Here is an 18,840-nt window from a genome sequence, read left to right as displayed (position 1 = left end):
CCGGCGGCGGTCAGCGGGGCTCGTCGAGCCCGAACGCCTCGCGCAGGGTGCGGCCGACCATCGCGGGCACGTCGATCGCGCCGGGGTGCAGGGCGTCGAACAGCTGCAGGCCATCCCAGGTGGCGATGACCAGCGACGCGCGCTGCTCGGGCGACAGGCCGTCGTCGGGCAGCTCGAGCTTGTGGCGCTGGCGCTTGATCATCCAGGCGAACAGGGTGATCAAGCGCCGGTGGCGCCGCTGGAGCACCTCGCGTGCGGGATGGTCGTGCGCTCCGGCCTCGGCGGTGAGGGTCGACAGCAGCTGTACGAGGCCGGGGGTGTCGCGGTTGCTCACGGCGGCGTTGACGAATGCGTCGACGAGCGCCTCGGCGCTGATCCGCTTCGGGAACTCGGCGCGCAGCTGCTGCTGGTCGTGCCACTCGATGACGGCGAGCATGAGGTTCGTCTTGTTGCCGAAGTGGTGCAGCAGCGTCGAGTGGTCGACGCCGGCGGCGCTCGCGATGCTGCGCAGCGACGTTCCGTAGAAGCCCTTCTGGGCGAAGGCCTCGGCCGCCTTCGCGACGATCGCCTTCTTGGTGGCGCGGCCGGTCGCGTAGCCGTCGGGACGGGCTGAGGCGGTGCGGCGCTCGGGCACGGTGGCTCCTTGTATGTCCACCACGTGGTGGAACTTCGTTTACAGTGTAAGGGTGGGTACTGCGAAAATCCGTCGCCCCCGCCAGGCGATGACGCTCGCAGAGAAGGCATCGCTCATGTCGGGCGCCAACTTCTGGAACACCAAGCCGATCGAACGGCTCGGTGTGCCGTCGATCATGCTCACCGACGGCCCGCACGGACTGCGCAAGCAGGGCGGCGCCGCGGACCATCTGGGCTTGAATGCCAGCATCCCGGCCACGTGCTTTCCTACCGCGGCCACGCTGGCAAACAGCTGGGATGCCGCGCTCATCGGTCGCGTCGGCGAAGCCCTCGGCGCCGAGGCGGCGGCCGAGCGGGTCAGCGTTCTGCTGGGGCCGGGCCTGAACATCAAGCGCAATCCGCTGGCCGGGCGCAACTTCGAGTACTTCTCGGAGGACCCGCTGCTGTCGGGCTCGCTGGCGGCGGCGCTCATCCGCGGCATCCAGTCCCGCGGCGTGGCTGCCAGTGCCAAGCACTTCGCGGTGAACAGCCAGGAGACGCATCGCATGTCGATCGACGAGATCGTCGACGAGCGGGCCATGCACGAGCTGTACCTGGAGGGCTTCCGCATCGCGATCACCGCGGGCGGCGCGTGGACCGTGATGAGCGCCTACAACAAGGTCAACGGCACCTACGCGAACGAGAACCGCGAGCTGCTGACCGGCATCCTGCGCGAGAAGTGGGGCTTCGACGGCCTCGTCGTGTCGGACTGGGGCGGCAACAACGACCGGATCGCGGCGGTGCGCGCGGGAAGCGCTCTGGAGATGCCGTCCACCGACGGCGTGACCGACCGCGAGATCGTGCGCGCGGTCGAAGCGGGCGACCTCGACGAGGCCGACCTCGACGCGCGCGTCGACGAGGTGCTCACGCTCATCGAGCGCACCGCCTCCGCCGACGCGCCCCGCGCCGACCATGACCTCCACCACGAGCTCGCGATCGAGGCCGCGCGCCGCTCGATCGTGCTGGCCGCCAACGACCGCGGCACGCTGCCGCTCGGCCCGCACTCGGGCCGCGTGGCGGTGATCGGCGATTTCGCCGCGCGCCCCCGCTACCAGGGCGCCGGCAGCTCGCTGGTGAACCCGACGCGGGTGGATGCGCCGCTGGACGCCCTGCGTCGTTCCGGCCTCGACATCGTGGGGTACGAGCCCGGGTTCCGCCGTCGGGACAGCGCGTCCCGCTGGCTGCAGAAAAAGGCGGTGGAGCTCGCGACCCGCGCCGACGTCGTGCTGCTGTTCCTCGGCCTCGACGAGTCGGCCGAGGCGGAGGGCGTCGACCGCACGCACATGCGCCTCGCGCAGAACCAGCTCGAGCTCACCGGCCGGCTCTTGGCGCTGGGCGTGCCGATCGTGGCGGTGCTGGCCGGCGGCGCCCCGGTCGAGCTCCCGTTCGCCGACCAGGTGGATGCCGTCGTGCTCGGCTATCTCGGGGGCCAGGGCCTCGGCCCGGCGCTCGCCGACGTGCTCACCGGGCGCGCCGTTCCCGGCGGCAAGCTCGCCGAGACGTACCCGCTGCGCTACGCGGACGTGCCGAGCGCGGCATCCTTCGCCCGCACCGAGGCGACCAGCGAGCACCGCGACAGCATCTACATCGGCTACCGCTACTACGACAAGGTCGGCGCGCCCGTGCGCTATCCCTTTGGCCACGGCCTGAGCTACACCACGTTCGCGTACTCGGGACTCGAGGCCGACGCGACGTCGGTGCGCCTGACCGTCACCAACACGGGCGAGCGTGCGGGCGATGAGGTCGTGCAGATCTACCTCGAGGCGCCGGAGGCTCCCGAGGCTCCCGAGGCTGCCCGCGGCCAGATCCGCGCGGTGCGCGAACTCGCCGGGTTCGCCACGGTGCGACTCGATCCGGGTGAGAGCGCGATCGTGGAGATCGCGCTCGCCGAGCACGCATTCCACGTGTACGACGTGGGCATCCACGACTGGGCTCTCGCGCCGGGGGCGTACACGGTGCTCGCCGGCGCGTCGTCGCGCGACATCCGCCTGCGCGTCCCGCTCGAGATCCCCGGTGCTCCGGTCGCGCTTCGGGCGCCGGCCGACCTCCCGCACTACGCCACGGGCCACGTCGAGAAGGTGGATGCCGCGGAGTTCGCCCGGCTGCTCGGTCGCGCGCTTCCCCCGGCGTCGTGGCCGACCACCCGCCCGCTGACGCGCGACGACATCATCGCCCAGACGCGCGGGCGCGGCGGCTTCGCGAGCCTGCTGCACGGGCTGATCGTCACGACGAGCCGCGTGCTCCTGGCGCTCGGCCGTCCGCACGCCGCGAACAACGCCCTCTTCGTCCTCGATCTGCCGTTCCGCTCCGTCGAACGCATGTCGGGCGGACGCGTCGACGCCTACATGCTCGACGGACTGCTCCTGATGGTCAACGGACGCTTCTGGCGCGGTGCACGCCACGCGGCGTCGGCCTGGCACACCCGCAGAAGGTCGCGGCGCGATGAGCGCGCCACGACGACCCCCTGACACCCGAATCACCGAATCATCCGATAGCCGCGCACACCGCACGGTGCTGTCCGTGTGCTGCGCACCGAGAACACCACGAACCGAGAGAGACATGGCAACACGTAAGGAACTCCGCGCCGGGGCCCGCGCGCGGGTCGCCGAGGAGAAGGCCGCCAAGCGCGCACGTCGCACCGAGCTGAAGGCGATGTCGCCCGAGGAGCGCCGCACGGCGAAGGCCGCCGACCGTACCGCCGCGCGGGCGGCCAAGAAGCAGGCGAAGGCCGACCGCAAGGCCGCGGGCGCCTCGATGACGCGGGCCGAGCGCCGGGCGATGAAGCGCCGGGAGCGCACCTACCGCCGCGTCAAGAACCGCCCGCGTCGGCTGATCGGCTGGGGCATCGCGGCCGTCGCCGTCGTCGGCATCGTCGCGCTGATCGCCCCCTATGCCGCGGGGATCGGACGCGTGACCTCGATCACGTTCACCGACGACACGGCCGCTGCGGCAGCCGCTCGCGACGCAGCGGTTCCGGTCGCCGAGGCCGTCTCCGACGAGGGCATCGTGCTCCTGGAGAACGGCGGCGGTGTGCTTCCGCTCGCCGGCGGAGCCGTGAACGTCTTCTCGTTCGCCTCGTTCAATCTCCGCCTGGGTGGCGGCGGCTCCGGCGGCGCAGCCGGCGAGGGCGCGCCGACGCTGTACGAGGCGCTCGAGGCGCAGGGGGTCGACTACAACCACGACCTGTACGCGGCGATGGAGGATGCCGGCGCGAAGCACGAGACGGGCTCGTCGAACGCGTTCGTGCAGATCGCCGGTGCTCTTCTCGGCGGCGACGAGGGTGAGCCCGCCCCCGATTACCTCACCGACGACGTGATGGCGCAGGCCGCCGACTTCTCCGACACCGCGCTCGTGGTGTTCGGCAACTCCGGATCCGAGGGCTCGGACTTCACTGCCGAGACGCTGCGACTGTCCGCCGCGCAGACCGCGCTTCTGGACACGGTCACCGCGAGCATCCCGAACGTGGTCGTCATCATCAACTCGGGCAACCAGATGGAGCTCGGCTTCCTCGAGGAGTACCCCGAGATCAAGGCCGCCGTCTGGATGGGCACCCCCGGACCGCAGGGCGCGGTCTCGCTCGCGAAGGTGCTCACCGGCGAGGTCAACCCGTCCGGTCGCCTGACCGACACGTACGCCTATGACGTGGAGACGGCACCCGCGACCGAGAACCTCGGCAACCACTCCTACGAGAACGTCGGACGCGCCTTCCTCGACTATGAAGAGGGCATCTACGTCGGCTACCGCTACTACGAGACGCGGTACGAGGATGACGAGGCGTACGACGAGATCGTGCAGTACCCCTTCGGCTATGGCCTGAGCTACACCACGTTCGAGCAGGATCCCGCCCAGCCTGTCATCGGCGACGAGGAGATCTCGGTCGATGTGACCGTCACCAACACGGGTGACGTCGCCGGCAAGGAGGTCGTGCAGGTCTACTTCTCCGCCCCGTACATCGACGGCGGCATCGAGAAGTCGGCGATCGAACTGGCCGGCTACGCGAAGACGTCCCTCCTCGAGCCGGGCGCGTCCGAGACGCTCACGGTGGCCTTCGCCACGCGAGACATGTCGTCGTGGAGCACCGAGGCCGGGGCCTACGTGCTCGAAGGCGGCGCCTACCGCATCGCCGTGAGCAGCGACGTGCACAGCCCGCTCGTCACCTTCGAGACCGAGATCGCCGAAGACGTCGTCTACGACACCGATGAGGTGACCGGCGCGGCACTCGAGAGCCGCTTCGACTACGTCGAGAGCGACCTCACCTACCTGTCGCGCGACGACTGGGGGAACACCTACCCGACCGCGCCCGGCGACGACACGGTGGCCTCCGAGGGGCTGCTCGCGCTCATGGACCCGGAGGTCGTGCCCGCATCGGGCGACGCCCCCACTTACGGGGCCGACAACGGCCTGATGCTCGAAGACCTGAAGGGGCTCGACGCCGACGACCCGCGCTGGGACGATTTCCTCGACCAGCTCACGCTCGACGAACAGGCCGACCTCTTCTCGTACGGCGCCTACCTCACCGCATCGGTCGACCGCCTCGGCATCCCCTCCATCACGATGCTCGACAGCCCCGCTGGCCTCAACTCGCTGTTCAGCCCGCTGGACTCCGCGTTCTACCCGTCGGAGATCGTCATCGCCTCGACGTGGAACGACGAGCTCGCGTACGCGGTCGGCGAGTCGGTGGCGACCGAGGCGACGGCGTACGGCATCGACGTCTGGTACGCGCCGGGCATGAACCTGCACCGCACCGCGATGGGCGGCCGCGACTTCGAGTACTTCTCGGAAGACCCGCTGCTCAGCGGCACCATGGGCGCCGCGATGGTCGCCGGTGCCGAGCAGAACGGCGTGCCCACCACGATGAAGCACTTCGTGCTCAACGACCAGGAGGTCAACGCGCGCTCGGGCATCAACGTGTTCGCCTCGGAGCAGGCGCTGCGCGAGCTGTACCTGCGCCCCTTCGAGATCACGGTCAAGCAGGCCCAGGTCTCCGGCGCGATGTCGTCGTTCATCAACATCGGCGGCGTGTGGGCCGGCGGCGACGAGCAGCTGCTGCAGGAGGTCCTGCGCGGCGAGTGGGGCTTCGAGGGATTCGTGACCACCGACGCCGTGCTCGGCGGCTGGATGGACCCGGTGCAGGCTGCCCTCGGCGGCAACGACCTGATGCTGTCCGCGCTCAACCCGAGCGGCACCGCGTCCGCGATCAAGAGCGCGGCCGAGGACGACCCGGCGGGCGTCGGCAGCGCGCTGCGCGACCGCGTGCAGGCCGTGCTGCTCACCGTGCTGCAGACGAACTCGTTCGACTGACGCCGTGCGCGGCATCCATCCGAGGTGATCCGTCATGACCGATATCGACGTCACCCCTGCCCCCGTTGAGAACACCCTGAAGCCCCGGCCCCGCCGGCGGCTGCGGCGCGCCCTCATCGTCGTGGGCTCCGTGCTGGGCGCGCTCGCGCTGATCGCGGGCGCGCTCGCGGCCTGGTTCCTGTGGGCGCCCGCGCCGGCCGAGCCCGAGCTCGACGCGCAGGTGGTGACCGGTTCGGTCGAGGTCGACGGCATGACGCGGGAGTACCTCGCGGTCGTCCCCGCCGCCCTGCCGGAGGACGCCCCCGTGGTGTTCGCCTTCCACGGATCCCGGATGGATGCCGCCGGCATGCGCGCCGCGACCGGCTATCGCTTCGACGAGCTGGCCGTCGACCGCGGATTCGTCGCGGTGTACCCTCAGGGGTATGAGCAGACGTGGCACGACTGCCGCGCCGAGACTCCGTACCCGGCGCGGATGGACGACATCGACGACGTCGCGTTCGTCGAGGCGATGATCGACGACCTGTCGGTCGAGCAGGGCACCAGCACGCGCGAGGTGTTCGCGACAGGGCTCTCCAACGGTGGTCATCTCGCCTACCGCCTCGCCACGGAGGCGCCGCAGCTCGTACGGGGCGTCGCGGCCTTCGCCGCCGCCTACCCGGCGCGGGAGAACGACGTCTGCGTGTGGGAGGGCACGCCCGTACCGACCATGATCGTGCTCGGCGACGCCGATCCGATCAATCCCTTCGAGGGCGGGGTGGCCGGCACGTTCGGCGGCAGCCTCGGCGCCGTGCTGTCGGCCGAGGAGAGCGCTGCGTTCCTCGCGGACCGCAACGGCGACGCCTCGTTGCCCGAGTCGGCGCCGTACGCGAACACCGACGCGGCCGGCGACACCGATGTCACGACGACGCGCTACGACGGCGAGGCGCCGGTGTTGCTGTTCGCGGTCGCGGGCGGCGGTCACGTGGTTCCCAACCCGACCTACACCCAGCCCCGCGTGATGGGCGGCACCACCGCGCACCTCGACGGGCCGCTCGCGGCGGTGGAGTTCTTCCTCGGCGAGTGAGCGCGGGCTCGCCTTGGTTCGTGGGGCAGTTCTGGTGGGTTCTGCGTGCGTGAACCCGTCGGGGGTGACCCACGAGCCATAGCGCGCGGGTGTGGCGGGTGTTCGTGGGGCGCGTGGCGTGGCATCCACGCGCCCGAACCCGTCGGGGGTGACCCACGAGCCGCAGTGCGCGGGTGTGGCGGGTGTTCGTGGGGCGCGTGGCGTGGCATCCACGCGCCCGAACCCGTCGGAGGTGACCCACGAGCCGTAGCGCGCGGGTGTGGCGGGTGTTCGTGGGGCGGGTGGTGTGGCATCCACGCGCCCGAACCCGTCGGGGGTGACCCACGAGCCGCAGTGCGCGGACGCGCGCCGACCGATCCGGCCGGCGGTCAGCGCGGGATGTCGCGGCGGCGAAGGCCGACGAAGCCGGCCGCCAGCAGCACGACCGCGATGCCGACGAGGAGCCACTCGACTGTGGCATCCACCTCATCGACGGGCAGGGTGCCAATCGCCGAGACGGGCGAGAGGTTCATCGCCCAGTCGGGCAGATCGAGCGTGCCGCCGAGGATCGCGACGAACGCGATGTACCCGAGCACCAGCCAGATGAGTCCTGTCAGCCGGGGGAGCAGACCGAACAGTGCGACGGCGATCCCGAGGGCGACCAGCACTGCGGGCACATAGGCCACCGCCGAGACCACGATGTCGTCGACCTCGCCGTCGGCGGTGAGTGCGAGCCCCGCCGCTCCGGCGAGCAGTGCCAGCAACGGGAAGACCACCATCCACACGGCGTGCGTGGCGAGCCACCCGGGGCGCGACACCGAGCGGGCCAGCGTCGGCTCGAGACGCCCGCCGGTCTCCTCGCCGCGAACGCGGCCCAGGCTCTGGCCGAGGCATCCGATCGCCATCAGCACGAGCATCATCAGCGTGATGCCCACGTAGGCCTCGGTCGCCTGGCCGTCGCCCATCACGGCCGACAGTGCGGGGTTGGCGGCGATCGCCTCGGCGATGTCGTCGGTGAACGCGCCGAAGATCACGCCCACCGCGATCGAGCCCGAGATCCAGGCCGCGCCCGCGGAGGCGTGCGCCCGCAGCGCGAGGCCCCACGTCGACCGGGTGAGGCCGCCCGCGCGGGCGGGACCAGGGCGTGAGGCGACCATCGCCGACCCCAGGTCGCGACCCCCGACGAGGGTCAGTCCCGCCGCGATCAGCACGGCCGCCACACCCAGCGCGAGCAGCAGCGGCCACACCCGGGCATCGTCGGCGAACGGCCGGGTCTCCTGCTGCCAGGCCAGCGGCGACAGCCACTTCCAGCCGTTGTCGCGCACATCGCCGGCGGCCCGGGTCACGTACGCGACGCCCAGCACGAGGATCCCGACGCCGGTCACCGATCCCGAGCGCCGCAGCAGCTGGCCCACGAGCGTCGCGATGCCCGCGAACACCGCCCCTAGGCCCGCGATCGACGCGCCGTAGAGCAGCGCGGCGTCGGCGGGCTCGCCGTACGCGACGAGCACGGTCGCCATGCCGCCGCCCACGAGGGCGAGCGCGACGAGCGCGAGGAGCACCGCCGCGGTCCACGGCGCACGGGCGCCGACGCCGCGCGAGCGCAGCAGCTCCAGCATCCCGATCTCCTCCTGCGCGCGCGTCTGGCGGACCACCAGGAGCAGACCCATGAGCGGGATCGCGATCGCCGCGATGAAGCCGAACTCGTTCGAGACCACGCCGCCCAGCGTGTCCGCGCCGTAGGGTGTGCCGTTGATCGCGGCCATCGCGGGGTCGCTCGCGACCGTGTCGTCGTAGCCCTGCAGTGCCTCGGGCGAGTCGTAGAGCGAGTCGATGGATGCCACGGTGGCGAGGTACCCGCCGATCAGCGCCACCACCCAGATCGCCAGGGCCTTCCAGCCGGTGCGCAGCTGGATGCGCAGGATCGCGCCGAAGCCGTTGCCCGGGCGGGAGGCCCGCGCAGCGCGCGCCGAGGTCGTGGCGGCGGTCGCGGTCACCGCGCGCCCTCGTACGCGGTGAGGAACAGCTCGTCGAGGCTCGGCGGGCGCACGGTGAGCGCGGTCACCCCGGTGGCCAGCAGCGGCGGCAGCACGTCGTCGAGTGCCGCGGGATCGACGGTGAATTCGAGCTCGGTGCCGGTGCCGGTGCCGGTGGGAGTGGACTGGAGATTGGCGATCGACGGATGCGCGAGGGTCGGCGCCGGTCCCCGCGTGACGGCGTGCACCGTCGTGCGGGAGAGTCGTCGCAGCTCGGCCACCGATCCGGCTTCGACGACCTTGCCGTGCCGGATGATCGTCACGTTCTCGCACAGTGCGTCGACCTCCCCGAGGATGTGACTCGACAGCAGCACGGAGGCGCCGGCGTCGGCGCGCTCGCGCACGCACTCGCGGAACACCTCCTCCATGAGCGGGTCGAGGCCGGAGGTCGGCTCGTCGAGGATGAGCAGGTCGGCCTGCGACGCGAAGGCGGCGACCAGGGCGACCTTCTGCCGGTTGCCCTTGGAGTAGTCGCGCACGCGCTTGGAGGGGTCGAGGTCGTAGCGCTCGATGAGCTCGGCCCGCCGCGTCTGGTCGAGTGGGGCGCCCGAAGAGCCCAGCAGGTCGATGCACTGGCCGCCGGTGAGCTGGGGCCACAGCGCCACATCGCCCGGCACATAGCTCAGCCGCCGGTGCAGGGCGACGGCGTGCCTCCACGGGTCGTCGCCGAACAGGCGCACGGCGCCGCCGGTGCGTCGCACGAGACCCAGCAGAATGCGGATCGTCGTGGACTTGCCCGCGCCGTTGGGTCCGAGGAATCCGCGCACCTCGCCCTCGTCGAGGGTGAGGTCGAGGCCGTCGAGGGCCACCGCCTTCCCGAAGTGCTTGATCAATCCCTCGATCTCGATGATCCTGCTCGTCATGCGGCATCCCCGGTGTCGGCGTCGGCGGCTCTCCGCGTCACTCTAGCCACACCCACTGCGCCGGGCGAGGCCTACACTGAGCCCGGAGGCCCCGATGAGACTCGTTCAGATCGCACAGCACGCCGACGACCTCGAACGCGCCGCCGCGTTCTACACGGTGTTGCTGCAGCGCGAGCCGACGGCGCAGTTCGACCCGCCCGGTCTGCTGTTCTTCGAGCTCGACGGGGTGCGGCTTCTGCTCGATCGCAACGCGCCGTCGGCGCTCATCTACCTGCAGGTCGACAACGTGCACGAGGCCCTCGAGCGCCTCGACGGCGTGGTGGAGGTGGTGTCGCACCCGCACGTCATCTTCACGCACGACGATGACACGCTCGGGCCCGCCGGACACGAGGAATGGCAGGCGTTCGTGCGCGACTCCGAGGGCAACACCGTCGGGCTGGTGGCGTTCCAGCGGCCGTGACGCGCGGGCTGCGCCCGCGGTGCTGCGGGCGTGCGCGGCGGGAGGATCCGCGGCGGCGCGGTGTGCCGCGGGCGTGCGCGACGGGAGGATCCGCGGCGGCGCGGGGTGCCGCGGGCGTGCGCGACGGGAGGGCGTGCGCGGCGGGGCGTAGCCTGGGGGAGTGAGCGCCTACGTCTCGGCGTTCGAGCTGTTCTCCATCGGTGTAGGACCCTCGAGCTCCCACACGGTCGGACCCATGCGGGCCGCCCGTGACTTCGTCGTCCGCCTGCGCGAGCAGGGCCTCCTCGACCGCGTCGAGCGCGTCACGTGCGCGCTGTACGGCTCGCTCGGAGCGACCGGCATCGGCCACGGCACCCCCGACGCGGTCGTCGCCGGCTGGCAGGGCCACGAGCCCGAGACCGTCGACCCCGATGCGGTGCGGGGCGCGTGGCTGCACTGGCGCGACGGGCGTGCGCTCTCGCTGCTGGAGCGCCATTCGATCGGCTTCCACCGCGACGACGTGCGCTTCGTCCCGCGTACGCGGCTGCCCGCGCACTCCAACGGCATGGTGCTCGAGGCATGGGACCGGGTGGATGCCGGCCCCGCCCGCGTGGCCGAAGACCGGGTGCGTCTCACCGGGCCGGGCTACGCGCGCGGCATCCCGGCGCCCGGCAGCGACGAGGGACTCGTGCTGCGCGAGACGTACTACTCGGTGGGCGGCGGGTTCATCAGGCGCGAGGGGGAGTCGCCGCGCGTGCAGGCGCACCCCTACCCGCTGGACTTCGCCAGCGCCGAGCAGCTGCTCGAACTGTGCGACGAGCGCGGCATCACGATCGCCGAGGCCGCACGCCTGAACGAGGAGGCGCTGCGCTCCGACGAGGAGATCGCCGCGGGACTCGACGCGATCTGGGACGCCATGGCGTCCTGCGTGGAATCGGGCCTGCATGCGCGCGGGGTGCTGCCCGGTGCACTCGGGGTGAAGCGGCGGGCCGCGGCCATCCGCGCGCAGCTCGACGCGGCCGAGTCCGAGGGGCGCCGCGAGCTTCCCGGTGAGTGGCTCGGGGCGTTCGCGCTCGCCGTCAACGAGGAGAACGCCGCCGGCGGACGCGTCGTGACCGCCCCCACCAACGGCGCCGCCGGCATCGTGCCCGCCGTCGCGATGTACTGGTGGCGCTTCCTCGCCGACTCGGGGCTCGGCTCCGGCAACGCGGTCACGCCGTACGGAGAGCTCGTGGGCAGCGCCCTGCTCGGCTATGACGGCCACGTCGCCGGCCCGTCGGAGGTGGCGTCGTGGGATGAGTCGCAGGTCGCCGACGCGAACCGCCGGCGCGGCATCCGTCGGTATCTCCTCACGGCGGCGGCACTCGGGTCGCTCTTCAAGGCGAACGCCTCGATCTCGGGCGCCGAAGGCGGCTGCCAGGCCGAAGTGGGCTCGGCGTGCGCCATGGCGGCGGGCGGGCTCACGGCCGTGATGGGCGGCACCAACCGCCAGATCGAGAACGCCGCCGAGATCGCCATGGAGCACCACCTCGGACTCACCTGCGACCCGGTCGGCGGGCTCGTGCAGATCCCGTGCATCGAGCGCAACGCCATTGCCGCCTCGACAGCCGTCACCGCCGCGCGCCTCGCGCTGCGCGGCGATGGCTCGCACTTCGTCTCGCTCGACGCCGTCGTCGAGACGATGCGCCAGACCGGCATCGACATGTCCACGAAGTACAAGGAGACGAGCGAGGGCGGCCTCGCGGTCAACGTCATCGAGTGCTGACGCCGGCGCGGGCGGCTCGCGGGGCGGGCTGGTGGGGCGCGTGGTGTGGAGTGGCGGCGTTGGATGCCGCGCTCGCTATGCGCCCCCTGAAGCTCGCGGGCTTCGCCGGCGGGTGGTTCGTGGGGCGCGTTGTGTGGGTTGGTGGCGTTGGATGCCGCGCTCGCTATGCGCCCCATGAAGCTTGCGGGCTTCGCCGGCGGGTGGTTCGTGCGGCGCGTTGTGTGGGTTGGTGGCGTTGGATGCCGCGCGACGCGCCCCATGAAGCGGCCGGGTGCGCCTGGGGCTGCGTTGGTGGGGCGGTCTCTGCGGGGTCGGGGGTGTGGATGCCGCGCCGGGCGCCCCACGAAGCTCGCGGGCATTGTGGGCGGGCGGCTCGTGGGCATTGTGAGCGGGTGGTTCGTGCGGCGCGTTGTGTGGGTTGGTGGCGTTGGATGCCGCGCGATGCGCCCCATGAAGCGGCGGGGTGCGCCTGGGGCTGCGTTGGTGGGGCGGTCTCTGCGAGGTCGGGGGTGTGGATGCCGCGCCGGGCGCCCCACGAAGCTCGTGGGCATTGTGGGCGGGGGCTCGTGGGGCGCGTTGTGTGGGTGGTGAGGCGTGGATGCCGCGCGATGCGCCCCACGAAGAGGCGGGGAATCTACGGTGACGGTGCCCAGCCGCGGCGGAGCAGTGCGTCGCGAACGATCGTGGTCGCCCGCGGGGCATCGCTGCGGATGTGCGCCGACGTCAGCCGGACGACTTCCCACCCCGCCGCGGCGTAATCGGCGTACTTGTCGATGTCTCGGTTCCACTGCTTGCGGCTCACTCGGTGATGGTCGCCCTCGACCTCCACCACCGTCTTCGTCGGGCGATGCGCGAACTCGCTGATGCCGAGACGCCTGCCGCGGCCGTCGAGGATCTCGACGTCGAGCTCGAAGTGAGGCAGGCCGGCGTGCGCGGCATCCATTCTGAAGTCCGACTCGAGAGGCGACGCGCTGCCCACCCGGATCAGCGTGAGCGCGTCGCGCAGTCGTGCGGCACCGGCGCGGCGACCCGCCTGCACCGCGCTCTTCAGCTGCGCGGGTGTGGCGAGCCGGCTCTCCGGCTGGAGGCGGCCGTGCTCGTCGCGCGGGATCCGCACGATCGCGTCGCCGACGTGCACGAGTTCCCGCGTGGTCAGCTCGGTCGCGAGCATCGCCCACGTGCTCGCCGGTGACGACACGCGCAGACCCTCGACTTCGACGACGTGCACCAGCGAATCGGAGACTTTGACCCCGCGCACGCCCGGCCGCCGCGGAGGCCGGTGCGGTCGCACGACACCCACGACGAGATGCGACCCCGGATCGACGGGGAGACCGTGCAGCACGGCGGCGGTGCGACCCCCGAAGAACGCGCGATGACTCACGACCTTCGCCGCGGCGCCGGCGAGGCGCAGCGTCGTGGCACGCGCGACTTCGTCCGCGGTGGGTGTCGGCTCGTCGGCGGTCGTGACGATCGGGTCGGGCGCGATCCGCACGCCGCGAAACGGCCGATCCAGATCCGCGGCGCGCAGTCGCCCCGCACTCACCCCAGCGGCGGCCGCTTCGACGACGGTGAACGTCGTGCCGAGGGATGCGGGGAGCGGACGGGGGCGCGGCATCCACCTACCTTCGCGCCCCGGACGGCCCGGCGCGCCGCCCGGGGGCCGGTGTGGAGGAATCCGCCCGAGACCCCGCCTGGGGAGGGTCGGGGAGGCGCGCGCCACCCTGCCGGAAGCGCCCCACGTGCAGCGGGGTGTCCACTGTCGCAAGGGTCGTGGGTCGCGTTGTGCGGGGGCGGGGGTGTGGGTGCCGCAGGAGGCGCCCCATGGTCAAGTGGCCGTTGGTGCCCCGCCGGTTCGTGGGTCGCGTTGTGCGGGGGCGGGGGTGTGGATGCCGCAGGAGGCACCCCACGGTCGAGTGGCCGTCGGTGCCCGCCGGTTCGTGGGTCGCGTTCTGCGTCGTCGAGGCTCAGGATGCCGCAGAAGCCGCCCCACGAGCATGAGTGGCGACCGCGGCCAACGAGGCGGTGTTCGCCGTGCGCGAATCGGCCCGCAAAGCGTTAGCACTCACCCACTGAGAGTGCTAATCTCGATGCCAGTTGAGCCGCCTCGACTCAACTTTCACGACCACATGACATCAAGGAGATGACCATGGCAACGTATGACCCGTTCCGTGACCTCGACCGCCTCGCTGCGGGCATCTTCGACGTGCGCCGCGGCCCGCGCCGCATGCCGATGGACCTCTATCGCGACGGCGACCACTACGTGCTGACCGCCGACCTCCCCGGCATCGACCCGGGCTCGGTCGACATCGACGTGGACGGCCAGCTGCTCACGATCCGTGCCGAGCGCACGCTCCCCAGCGGAGAGGGCGTGAAGTGGATCACCCGCGAGCGCGAAGCCGCCACCTTCCTGCGTCAGCTCAACCTCGGCCAGGGCGTCGACACCGACCGCATCTCGGCTGCGTACGCCCACGGCGTGCTGAGCGTGACGATCCCGGTGAGCGAGAAGGCCAAGCCGCGCAAGATCTCCGTCTCCACCGAGCGTGAGGGTGAAGTGCTGCGCGCCCACGAGTCCACCGACGAGCCTCAGCCCGTCGAGCAGTAACCCCCAGACCAGAGAAGTGGATGCTTCGCCCGGCGCCGGGCGGAGCATCCACTTCTCTGCATGTCAGTCGCGGAGTCCTCGCCCGCGCAGCTTCGCGGTGAGGGCCTGGAGTTCCGCGAGTTCCGAGTCGGACAGCACGGACATGCGCTGCGCGATCGAACGCCCGTGGGAGAGCGCGAGCGCGTGGAACGCCGACGCGCCGATCGGGGTGGCGGTCACCAGTGCTCCGCGGCCGTCGTCGGGATCGCTGCACTTCGACAGCAGTCCGCGCGCGGCCATGCGGTCGACCAGCCGCGAGACGCTCGGCTGGCTGATGAGCATGTTGCGCGTGACATCGCGCAGTCGCGCCGTCATCTCGGGCGCGCGCGTGACGGTGAGGAGCACGTCGTACTCGGCCTGCGTGAGGTCGCTGCCGTCGAAGTCGGCGCTGATCTCGGCGAACACCTCGTACTGCGCGCGGAAGAGGCTCTCCCACGCATCCACGGCCAGGCGGCGGTCGGTCATGCGAACCAGAGTAGGGCTTCGCGGGCGTGTCGGTATGAACCGCCGCATGGCGCGCGGAACACGCGCATGTATGTTCACATTCGTGAGCACAGAACACGAGGCCGCCCGGCGCGCTGAAGCGTACGCCGCGCTAGCGGTCGATACGGCAGCGAAGCTGAAGCCCGGAACGTGGGAGGCGGTGCGCGCGCTCGCGGAGCTGTCGATCGCGCAGAGCCTCATCGCCCAGCGCGGGGGCGGTTCCGCCGACTGAGCCGCGGCGCGGTCGCCCGCACCGGCGAGTCCCGTGTGCGCGGCAGGTTGCGACGTCCGCGGCAGGTTGCGGCGGTCTCGTCACGGGTGCGCGGCAGGTTGCGACGTCCGCGGCAGGTTGCGGCGGTCTCGTCACGGGTGCGCGGCAGGTTGCGGCATCCGCGCTGCCGATCGATGGCGCGGATGCCGCACAGTGGCGCGCACGTGTGGCCACGCCCCACGCCCCGCGCCTCTGCGACGCGCCCCGCGCCCCCAGGCCCCACAGCCCACACCACGCCACGCCCCGTGCGCGGGCAAGAGTAAGGGCCGGTCGGAGAGGCTTCCGGCCGGCCCTTGTCCCTTGCACCAAGAGTGTCCTGCAATCACATGCCGGTAGCTGCCACAGCAAAACAACTACCGTGCGAGCACTCTATAACGGCCAGGTAACGGCGGGCAAGGGTTTCTCGTTATCTTTTCGTGATTCTCGGCAGGAACTTCGGGATGTCATCGCCAACGCCCAGGCGCGACGATGTTCGGGTGAGCTTCACCCTCCGCGCCCCGGTTCCCGACGACGCCGGCGCGCTGGTCGATCTGCACGTCGCGACGTGGCGTGAGGCATACGCGCACCTGCTCCCGGAAGGGTTCTTCACCCCGGAGTACATCGCGGGTCGGCGCCGCATGTGGGACCTCGTGCTCGCACACCCGGGTGACGATGCGCGGATCCGCCTCGCCGAAGCGGGCGACGAGCTCATCGGGTTCGGGTGGGCGGGCACCGCGATCGCCGTCGCGGGCAAGGAGCCCACGAGACAGCTCCAGCTGTTCGCCCTCTACGTGCGCGCCGCGCACTACGGCACCGGGGTCGGTCAGGCGCTGCTCGACGACGTCGTCGGCCCGGGGCCGGCCCTCCTCTGGGTCGCCGCGCAGAATCCTCGTGCGATCGCCTTCTACCGTCGCAACGGCTTCGCCTTCGACGGGGTCGAGGTCGTCGACCCGGGTGCGCCGTGGATCACCGATGCCCGCATGGTCCGGTGACGAAGGGCGCTGATCGCCGGTGTCCGAATGGTGCGGTGACGCACGTCGCCGGAGCCGTCACATCGCCCCTGAACGGTATCTGACCACCCCGCCGCGCCCTCCTCCATCGGGGGAGCTGTCGCACAAGAAAGGGGTGGCATCGTGGGCGATCTCGACTTCCGAGTGCCGTTCGACGCCGAAATCTCCGAGTCCCTGGTGTTCCGACTGGGGCTCACGATCGGTGGGATCGAGGTGAATCAATCCGTCCAGTTCTACGACTCCGAGAAGCATCTGACCGATCCCGCGGACAGGCAGGGTGACAACGCGCAGCGGCTCGTGGCCCACAAACCCGCGTTCGTGCGGGTCTACGTCGGGAGCCTGTTCGGCGCCTCGAGCGTCACGGGCACTCTCGAGGTGCAGCGGCGCATGTTCGGCTGGCTGTACAAGCCGGTCACCACCCGGTCGCCGCACGGTTCGTCGATGACCTCGGTGCCCTCGTCGTTCTCGACGACGTATGCGGGCATCCGCGGCGATCTCGGCGAAACGCTGAACTTCGTGATCCCGGCGGCCTACATGTACGGCAACCTCAGGCTCATCGCGCGCGTGAAGACCGCGAACCGCACCGCGGAGCGCACGATCAACGTGTCGGTGACGCTTCGCCAGACGCTGCGGCTGGCCGGCGTGATGATCTCGTACAACGGGCCGGCGAGCATGGCGCCCAATGCGCCGAACCTGCAGCTGGCGGCTCCCACGCTCGCCGATCTGCAGAACATGTCGGGCACGTCGCTGTCGCTGTTCCCGGTGGAATCGACCGCGCAGTTCCGCGTGGCCGGCAACCTCGTGCAGACCAATCACCTGCAGGATTCGTCCTTCCCGCCGAGCGGCTGCGGCACCCAATGGAACGCCCTGCACGCCCGGGTCGCGAACGTGCGCACGGCCGACGGCAACCAGCCGGGATGGATCTACTACGGCCTCCTGCCCAGCGGCACGCCGATGGGGCCGGTCGGCGGCTGCGGCGGCGGGGGTGTGGCGGTCGGGCCGATCAACCAGCCGTGGACGCTGGCGCACGAGGCCGGTCACGCCGCAGGTCTTCCGCACGCGCCGTCGGGTGGGGCGCCGAATCCCGACCCGAACTTCCCACCGTACGAGCCGTACGATCCCGCGGGCGTGGCCCAGGGGCGCACGGGCGAGTACGGCATCGACGTGAGCGCCGCCGCGGTGAAGTCGCCGGCGACGTTCCGCGACGTCATGGGATACGCGACGCCGAAGTGGATCTCGCCCTACAACTACGGCCGGCTCACCGACAACGCGCAGTTCTCGCCACGCACGGTGGGCATCGACGAGCCGTGGTGGCACGATCTGGTGTGGGAGGAGCTGCCGCGGATCCCGAAGATCCCGATCCCCGACCCGCCTCCGTTCGACTTCGACCTGGAGCTGCCCGTGTTCCCACCACTCGACAAGAAGCGCGTGATCTCGGTCATCGTGCACGTCGACGGCGGCACGATCGGCGAGCGCGTGCAGGTGGCGCGCGTCGCCGCCCATCCCCAGCTCCCCGCGGCCGGCGCGACGCCGTTCACCGTGCGGCTGCTCGACGAAGGGGGCGAGGTGATCGCCACGGGCGAGGTCGTGCGCCTGACCACGAGCGCCGGGGGCTGCGGGGGCTGCGGCGACAAGCCCGGCGGTCGCCCCCCAGCGTCGTACGTCGCGCAGGCCTTCCTGCCCGACGTCGCACCGGGGGCGGCGCTCGAGATCGTCGCCCGGGGCGAGACCGTGTGGCGTCGGGAGGCGTCGGGCGAGGAGCCCTGGGTGCGAGTGGCCGAGCCCGAGGAGTTCCGCGAGGGCATCAGCGTCTGGTGGGAGTCCTCGCCGGCCGAGGAGTACTGGATCCGCTACTCCCGCGACGGCGAGGAATGGTCGTCGGTGGCCACCGAGGTGACCGAGCAGAAGGTGAGCCTGCCGACCGGCACGCTTCCGGTCGGCGAGGGGTATCTGCAGGTGGTGGCGCACGACGGCTTCGCGTCGGCGGAGTCCGAGCCGGTGCGCGTGTGGGTTCGCGAGCGCGAGCCCGCGATCACCATCCAGCACCCGAAGGACGGCTACACCTACCAGGCCGGTGTCGAGGTGCGTCTGTGGGCGTCGGTGCTCGATGCGTCCGCCGAGGACATCGAGGGCGCCGAGTGGACGATCGACGGCGAGCCGGTCGCGCGCGGGCTCGATGAGTGGGTCGCGCTGTCCGAGGGCAAGCACGAGATCGCGGTCGCCGTCGGCAAGGGCCGGTCCGAGATCGTCGTCCAGGCCGTCGGCCGCGAGGACCAGCGCCGTCGCGCCGAGTCCTGAGGCGGCAGCGCCGGAAACGACGAGAGAACCGCAAACGACA

General features: G+C 71.4%; 14 protein-coding genes. 9 read left to right on the top strand and 5 right to left on the bottom strand.

Annotated elements, in window-relative coordinates:
• Nucleotides 1-10: 10 nt before the first annotated feature.
• A complete protein-coding gene (locus HQM25_RS14120; protein ID WP_172990810.1) occupies nucleotides 11-634 on the bottom strand; it encodes a TetR/AcrR family transcriptional regulator in 624 nt (207 codons plus the stop codon).
• Between the two features lie 52 nt (nucleotides 635-686).
• On the opposite strand from HQM25_RS14120, the gene HQM25_RS14115 reads away from it, so the two are divergent.
• From HQM25_RS14115 to HQM25_RS14105, 3 genes are all read left to right on the top strand, one after another.
• Nucleotides 687-3,140 carry a glycoside hydrolase family 3 C-terminal domain-containing protein gene (locus HQM25_RS14115; RefSeq protein ID WP_217275152.1) on the top strand — a complete coding sequence of 818 codons (2,454 nt, stop codon included), beginning with the start codon at nucleotides 687-689 and terminating at the stop codon, nucleotides 3,138-3,140.
• A 91-nt stretch (nucleotides 3,141-3,231) separates the two neighbouring features.
• The gene (locus HQM25_RS14110) at nucleotides 3,232-5,973 is read left to right on the top strand and encodes a glycoside hydrolase family 3 N-terminal domain-containing protein (RefSeq protein ID WP_172990809.1); all 2,742 of its coding nucleotides are present in this window, start codon (nucleotides 3,232-3,234) and stop codon (nucleotides 5,971-5,973) included.
• Between the two features lie 34 nt (nucleotides 5,974-6,007).
• Nucleotides 6,008-7,036: an alpha/beta hydrolase family esterase gene (locus HQM25_RS14105; protein ID WP_172990808.1), complete on the top strand. Its 1,029-nt coding sequence runs from the start codon at nucleotides 6,008-6,010 to the stop codon at nucleotides 7,034-7,036.
• A 368-nt stretch (nucleotides 7,037-7,404) separates the two neighbouring features.
• On the opposite strand, the gene HQM25_RS14100 is transcribed toward HQM25_RS14105, so the two are convergent.
• Entirely contained in the window at nucleotides 7,405-9,012 is a 1,608-nt protein-coding gene (locus HQM25_RS14100; protein WP_172990807.1) for an ABC transporter permease, read from the bottom strand.
• Nucleotides 9,009-9,914 carry an ABC transporter ATP-binding protein gene (locus HQM25_RS14095; protein WP_172990806.1) on the bottom strand — a complete coding sequence of 302 codons (906 nt, stop codon included), beginning with the start codon at nucleotides 9,912-9,914 and terminating at the stop codon, nucleotides 9,009-9,011. Before HQM25_RS14095 ends, HQM25_RS14100 begins: the two co-directional genes overlap by 4 nt.
• Nucleotides 9,915-10,008: 94 nt before the next feature.
• Here HQM25_RS14095 and HQM25_RS14090 point away from each other — a divergent pair, with 94 nt between their 5' ends.
• Both HQM25_RS14090 and HQM25_RS14085 read left to right on the top strand, forming a co-directional pair.
• Nucleotides 10,009-10,374, top strand: coding sequence for a VOC family protein (locus HQM25_RS14090; RefSeq protein ID WP_172990805.1), 366 nt, complete (start codon nucleotides 10,009-10,011; stop codon nucleotides 10,372-10,374).
• A gap of 160 nt (nucleotides 10,375-10,534) precedes the next feature.
• A complete protein-coding gene (locus HQM25_RS14085; protein ID WP_172990804.1) occupies nucleotides 10,535-12,118 on the top strand; it encodes an L-serine ammonia-lyase, iron-sulfur-dependent, subunit alpha in 1,584 nt (527 codons plus the stop codon).
• Between the two features lie 634 nt (nucleotides 12,119-12,752).
• Here HQM25_RS14085 and HQM25_RS14080 read toward each other — a convergent pair.
• Nucleotides 12,753-13,733: a hypothetical protein gene (locus HQM25_RS14080; RefSeq protein ID WP_172990803.1), complete on the bottom strand. Its 981-nt coding sequence runs from the start codon at nucleotides 13,731-13,733 to the stop codon at nucleotides 12,753-12,755.
• 531 nt (nucleotides 13,734-14,264) lie between these two features.
• Here HQM25_RS14080 and HQM25_RS14075 point away from each other — a divergent pair.
• Nucleotides 14,265-14,720, top strand: coding sequence for an Hsp20/alpha crystallin family protein (locus HQM25_RS14075; RefSeq protein WP_172990802.1), 456 nt, complete (start codon nucleotides 14,265-14,267; stop codon nucleotides 14,718-14,720).
• 63 nt (nucleotides 14,721-14,783) lie between these two features.
• Here the strand turns inward: HQM25_RS14075 and HQM25_RS14070 are convergent, their stop codons facing one another.
• Nucleotides 14,784-15,224: a MarR family winged helix-turn-helix transcriptional regulator gene (locus HQM25_RS14070; RefSeq protein ID WP_172990801.1), complete on the bottom strand. Its 441-nt coding sequence runs from the start codon at nucleotides 15,222-15,224 to the stop codon at nucleotides 14,784-14,786.
• Nucleotides 15,225-15,306: 82 nt separating this feature from the next.
• On the opposite strand from HQM25_RS14070, the gene HQM25_RS14065 reads away from it, so the two are divergent.
• The 3 genes from HQM25_RS14065 to HQM25_RS14055 all read left to right on the top strand — a co-directional run bounded on the left by HQM25_RS14065 (nucleotide 15,307) and on the right by HQM25_RS14055 (nucleotide 18,800).
• Entirely contained in the window at nucleotides 15,307-15,474 is a 168-nt protein-coding gene (locus HQM25_RS14065; protein WP_172990800.1) for a hypothetical protein, read from the top strand.
• Nucleotides 15,475-15,989: 515 nt separating this feature from the next.
• Complete coding sequence (locus HQM25_RS14060; protein ID WP_254359355.1) at nucleotides 15,990-16,484, top strand: GNAT family N-acetyltransferase; 495 nt, start codon at nucleotides 15,990-15,992, stop codon at nucleotides 16,482-16,484.
• A 141-nt stretch (nucleotides 16,485-16,625) separates the two neighbouring features.
• On the top strand, nucleotides 16,626-18,800 hold the full coding sequence (locus HQM25_RS14055; protein ID WP_172990798.1) for a M66 family metalloprotease: 2,175 nt from the start codon (nucleotides 16,626-16,628) through the stop codon (nucleotides 18,798-18,800).
• The last annotated feature ends 40 nt before the right edge of the window (nucleotides 18,801-18,840 follow it).

Source organism: Microbacterium hominis (assembly GCF_013282805.1).
GTDB classification, from domain to species: domain Bacteria; phylum Actinomycetota; class Actinomycetes; order Actinomycetales; family Microbacteriaceae; genus Microbacterium; species Microbacterium hominis_B.
The sequence above is the reverse complement of the archived record's forward strand: the minus strand, read 5'-3'. Positions and strand labels throughout refer to the sequence as shown.

Excerpts from the sequence above, each read along its gene's own strand:
- HQM25_RS14110 (WP_172990809.1), top strand. The coding sequence starts at position 3,232 with ATGGCAACACGTAAGGAACTCCGCGCCGGGGCCCGCGCGCGGGTCGCC.
- HQM25_RS14105 (WP_172990808.1), top strand. The coding sequence starts at position 6,008 with ATGACCGATATCGACGTCACCCCTGCCCCCGTTGAGAACACCCTGAAG.
- HQM25_RS14095 (WP_172990806.1), bottom strand. The coding sequence starts at position 9,914 with ATGACGAGCAGGATCATCGAGATCGAGGGATTGATCAAGCACTTCGGG.
- HQM25_RS14090 (WP_172990805.1), top strand. The coding sequence starts at position 10,009 with ATGAGACTCGTTCAGATCGCACAGCACGCCGACGACCTCGAACGCGCC.
- HQM25_RS14080 (WP_172990803.1), bottom strand. The coding sequence starts at position 13,733 with ATGCCGCGCCCCCGTCCGCTCCCCGCATCCCTCGGCACGACGTTCACC.
- HQM25_RS14075 (WP_172990802.1), top strand. The coding sequence starts at position 14,265 with ATGGCAACGTATGACCCGTTCCGTGACCTCGACCGCCTCGCTGCGGGC.
- HQM25_RS14070 (WP_172990801.1), bottom strand. The coding sequence starts at position 15,224 with ATGACCGACCGCCGCCTGGCCGTGGATGCGTGGGAGAGCCTCTTCCGC.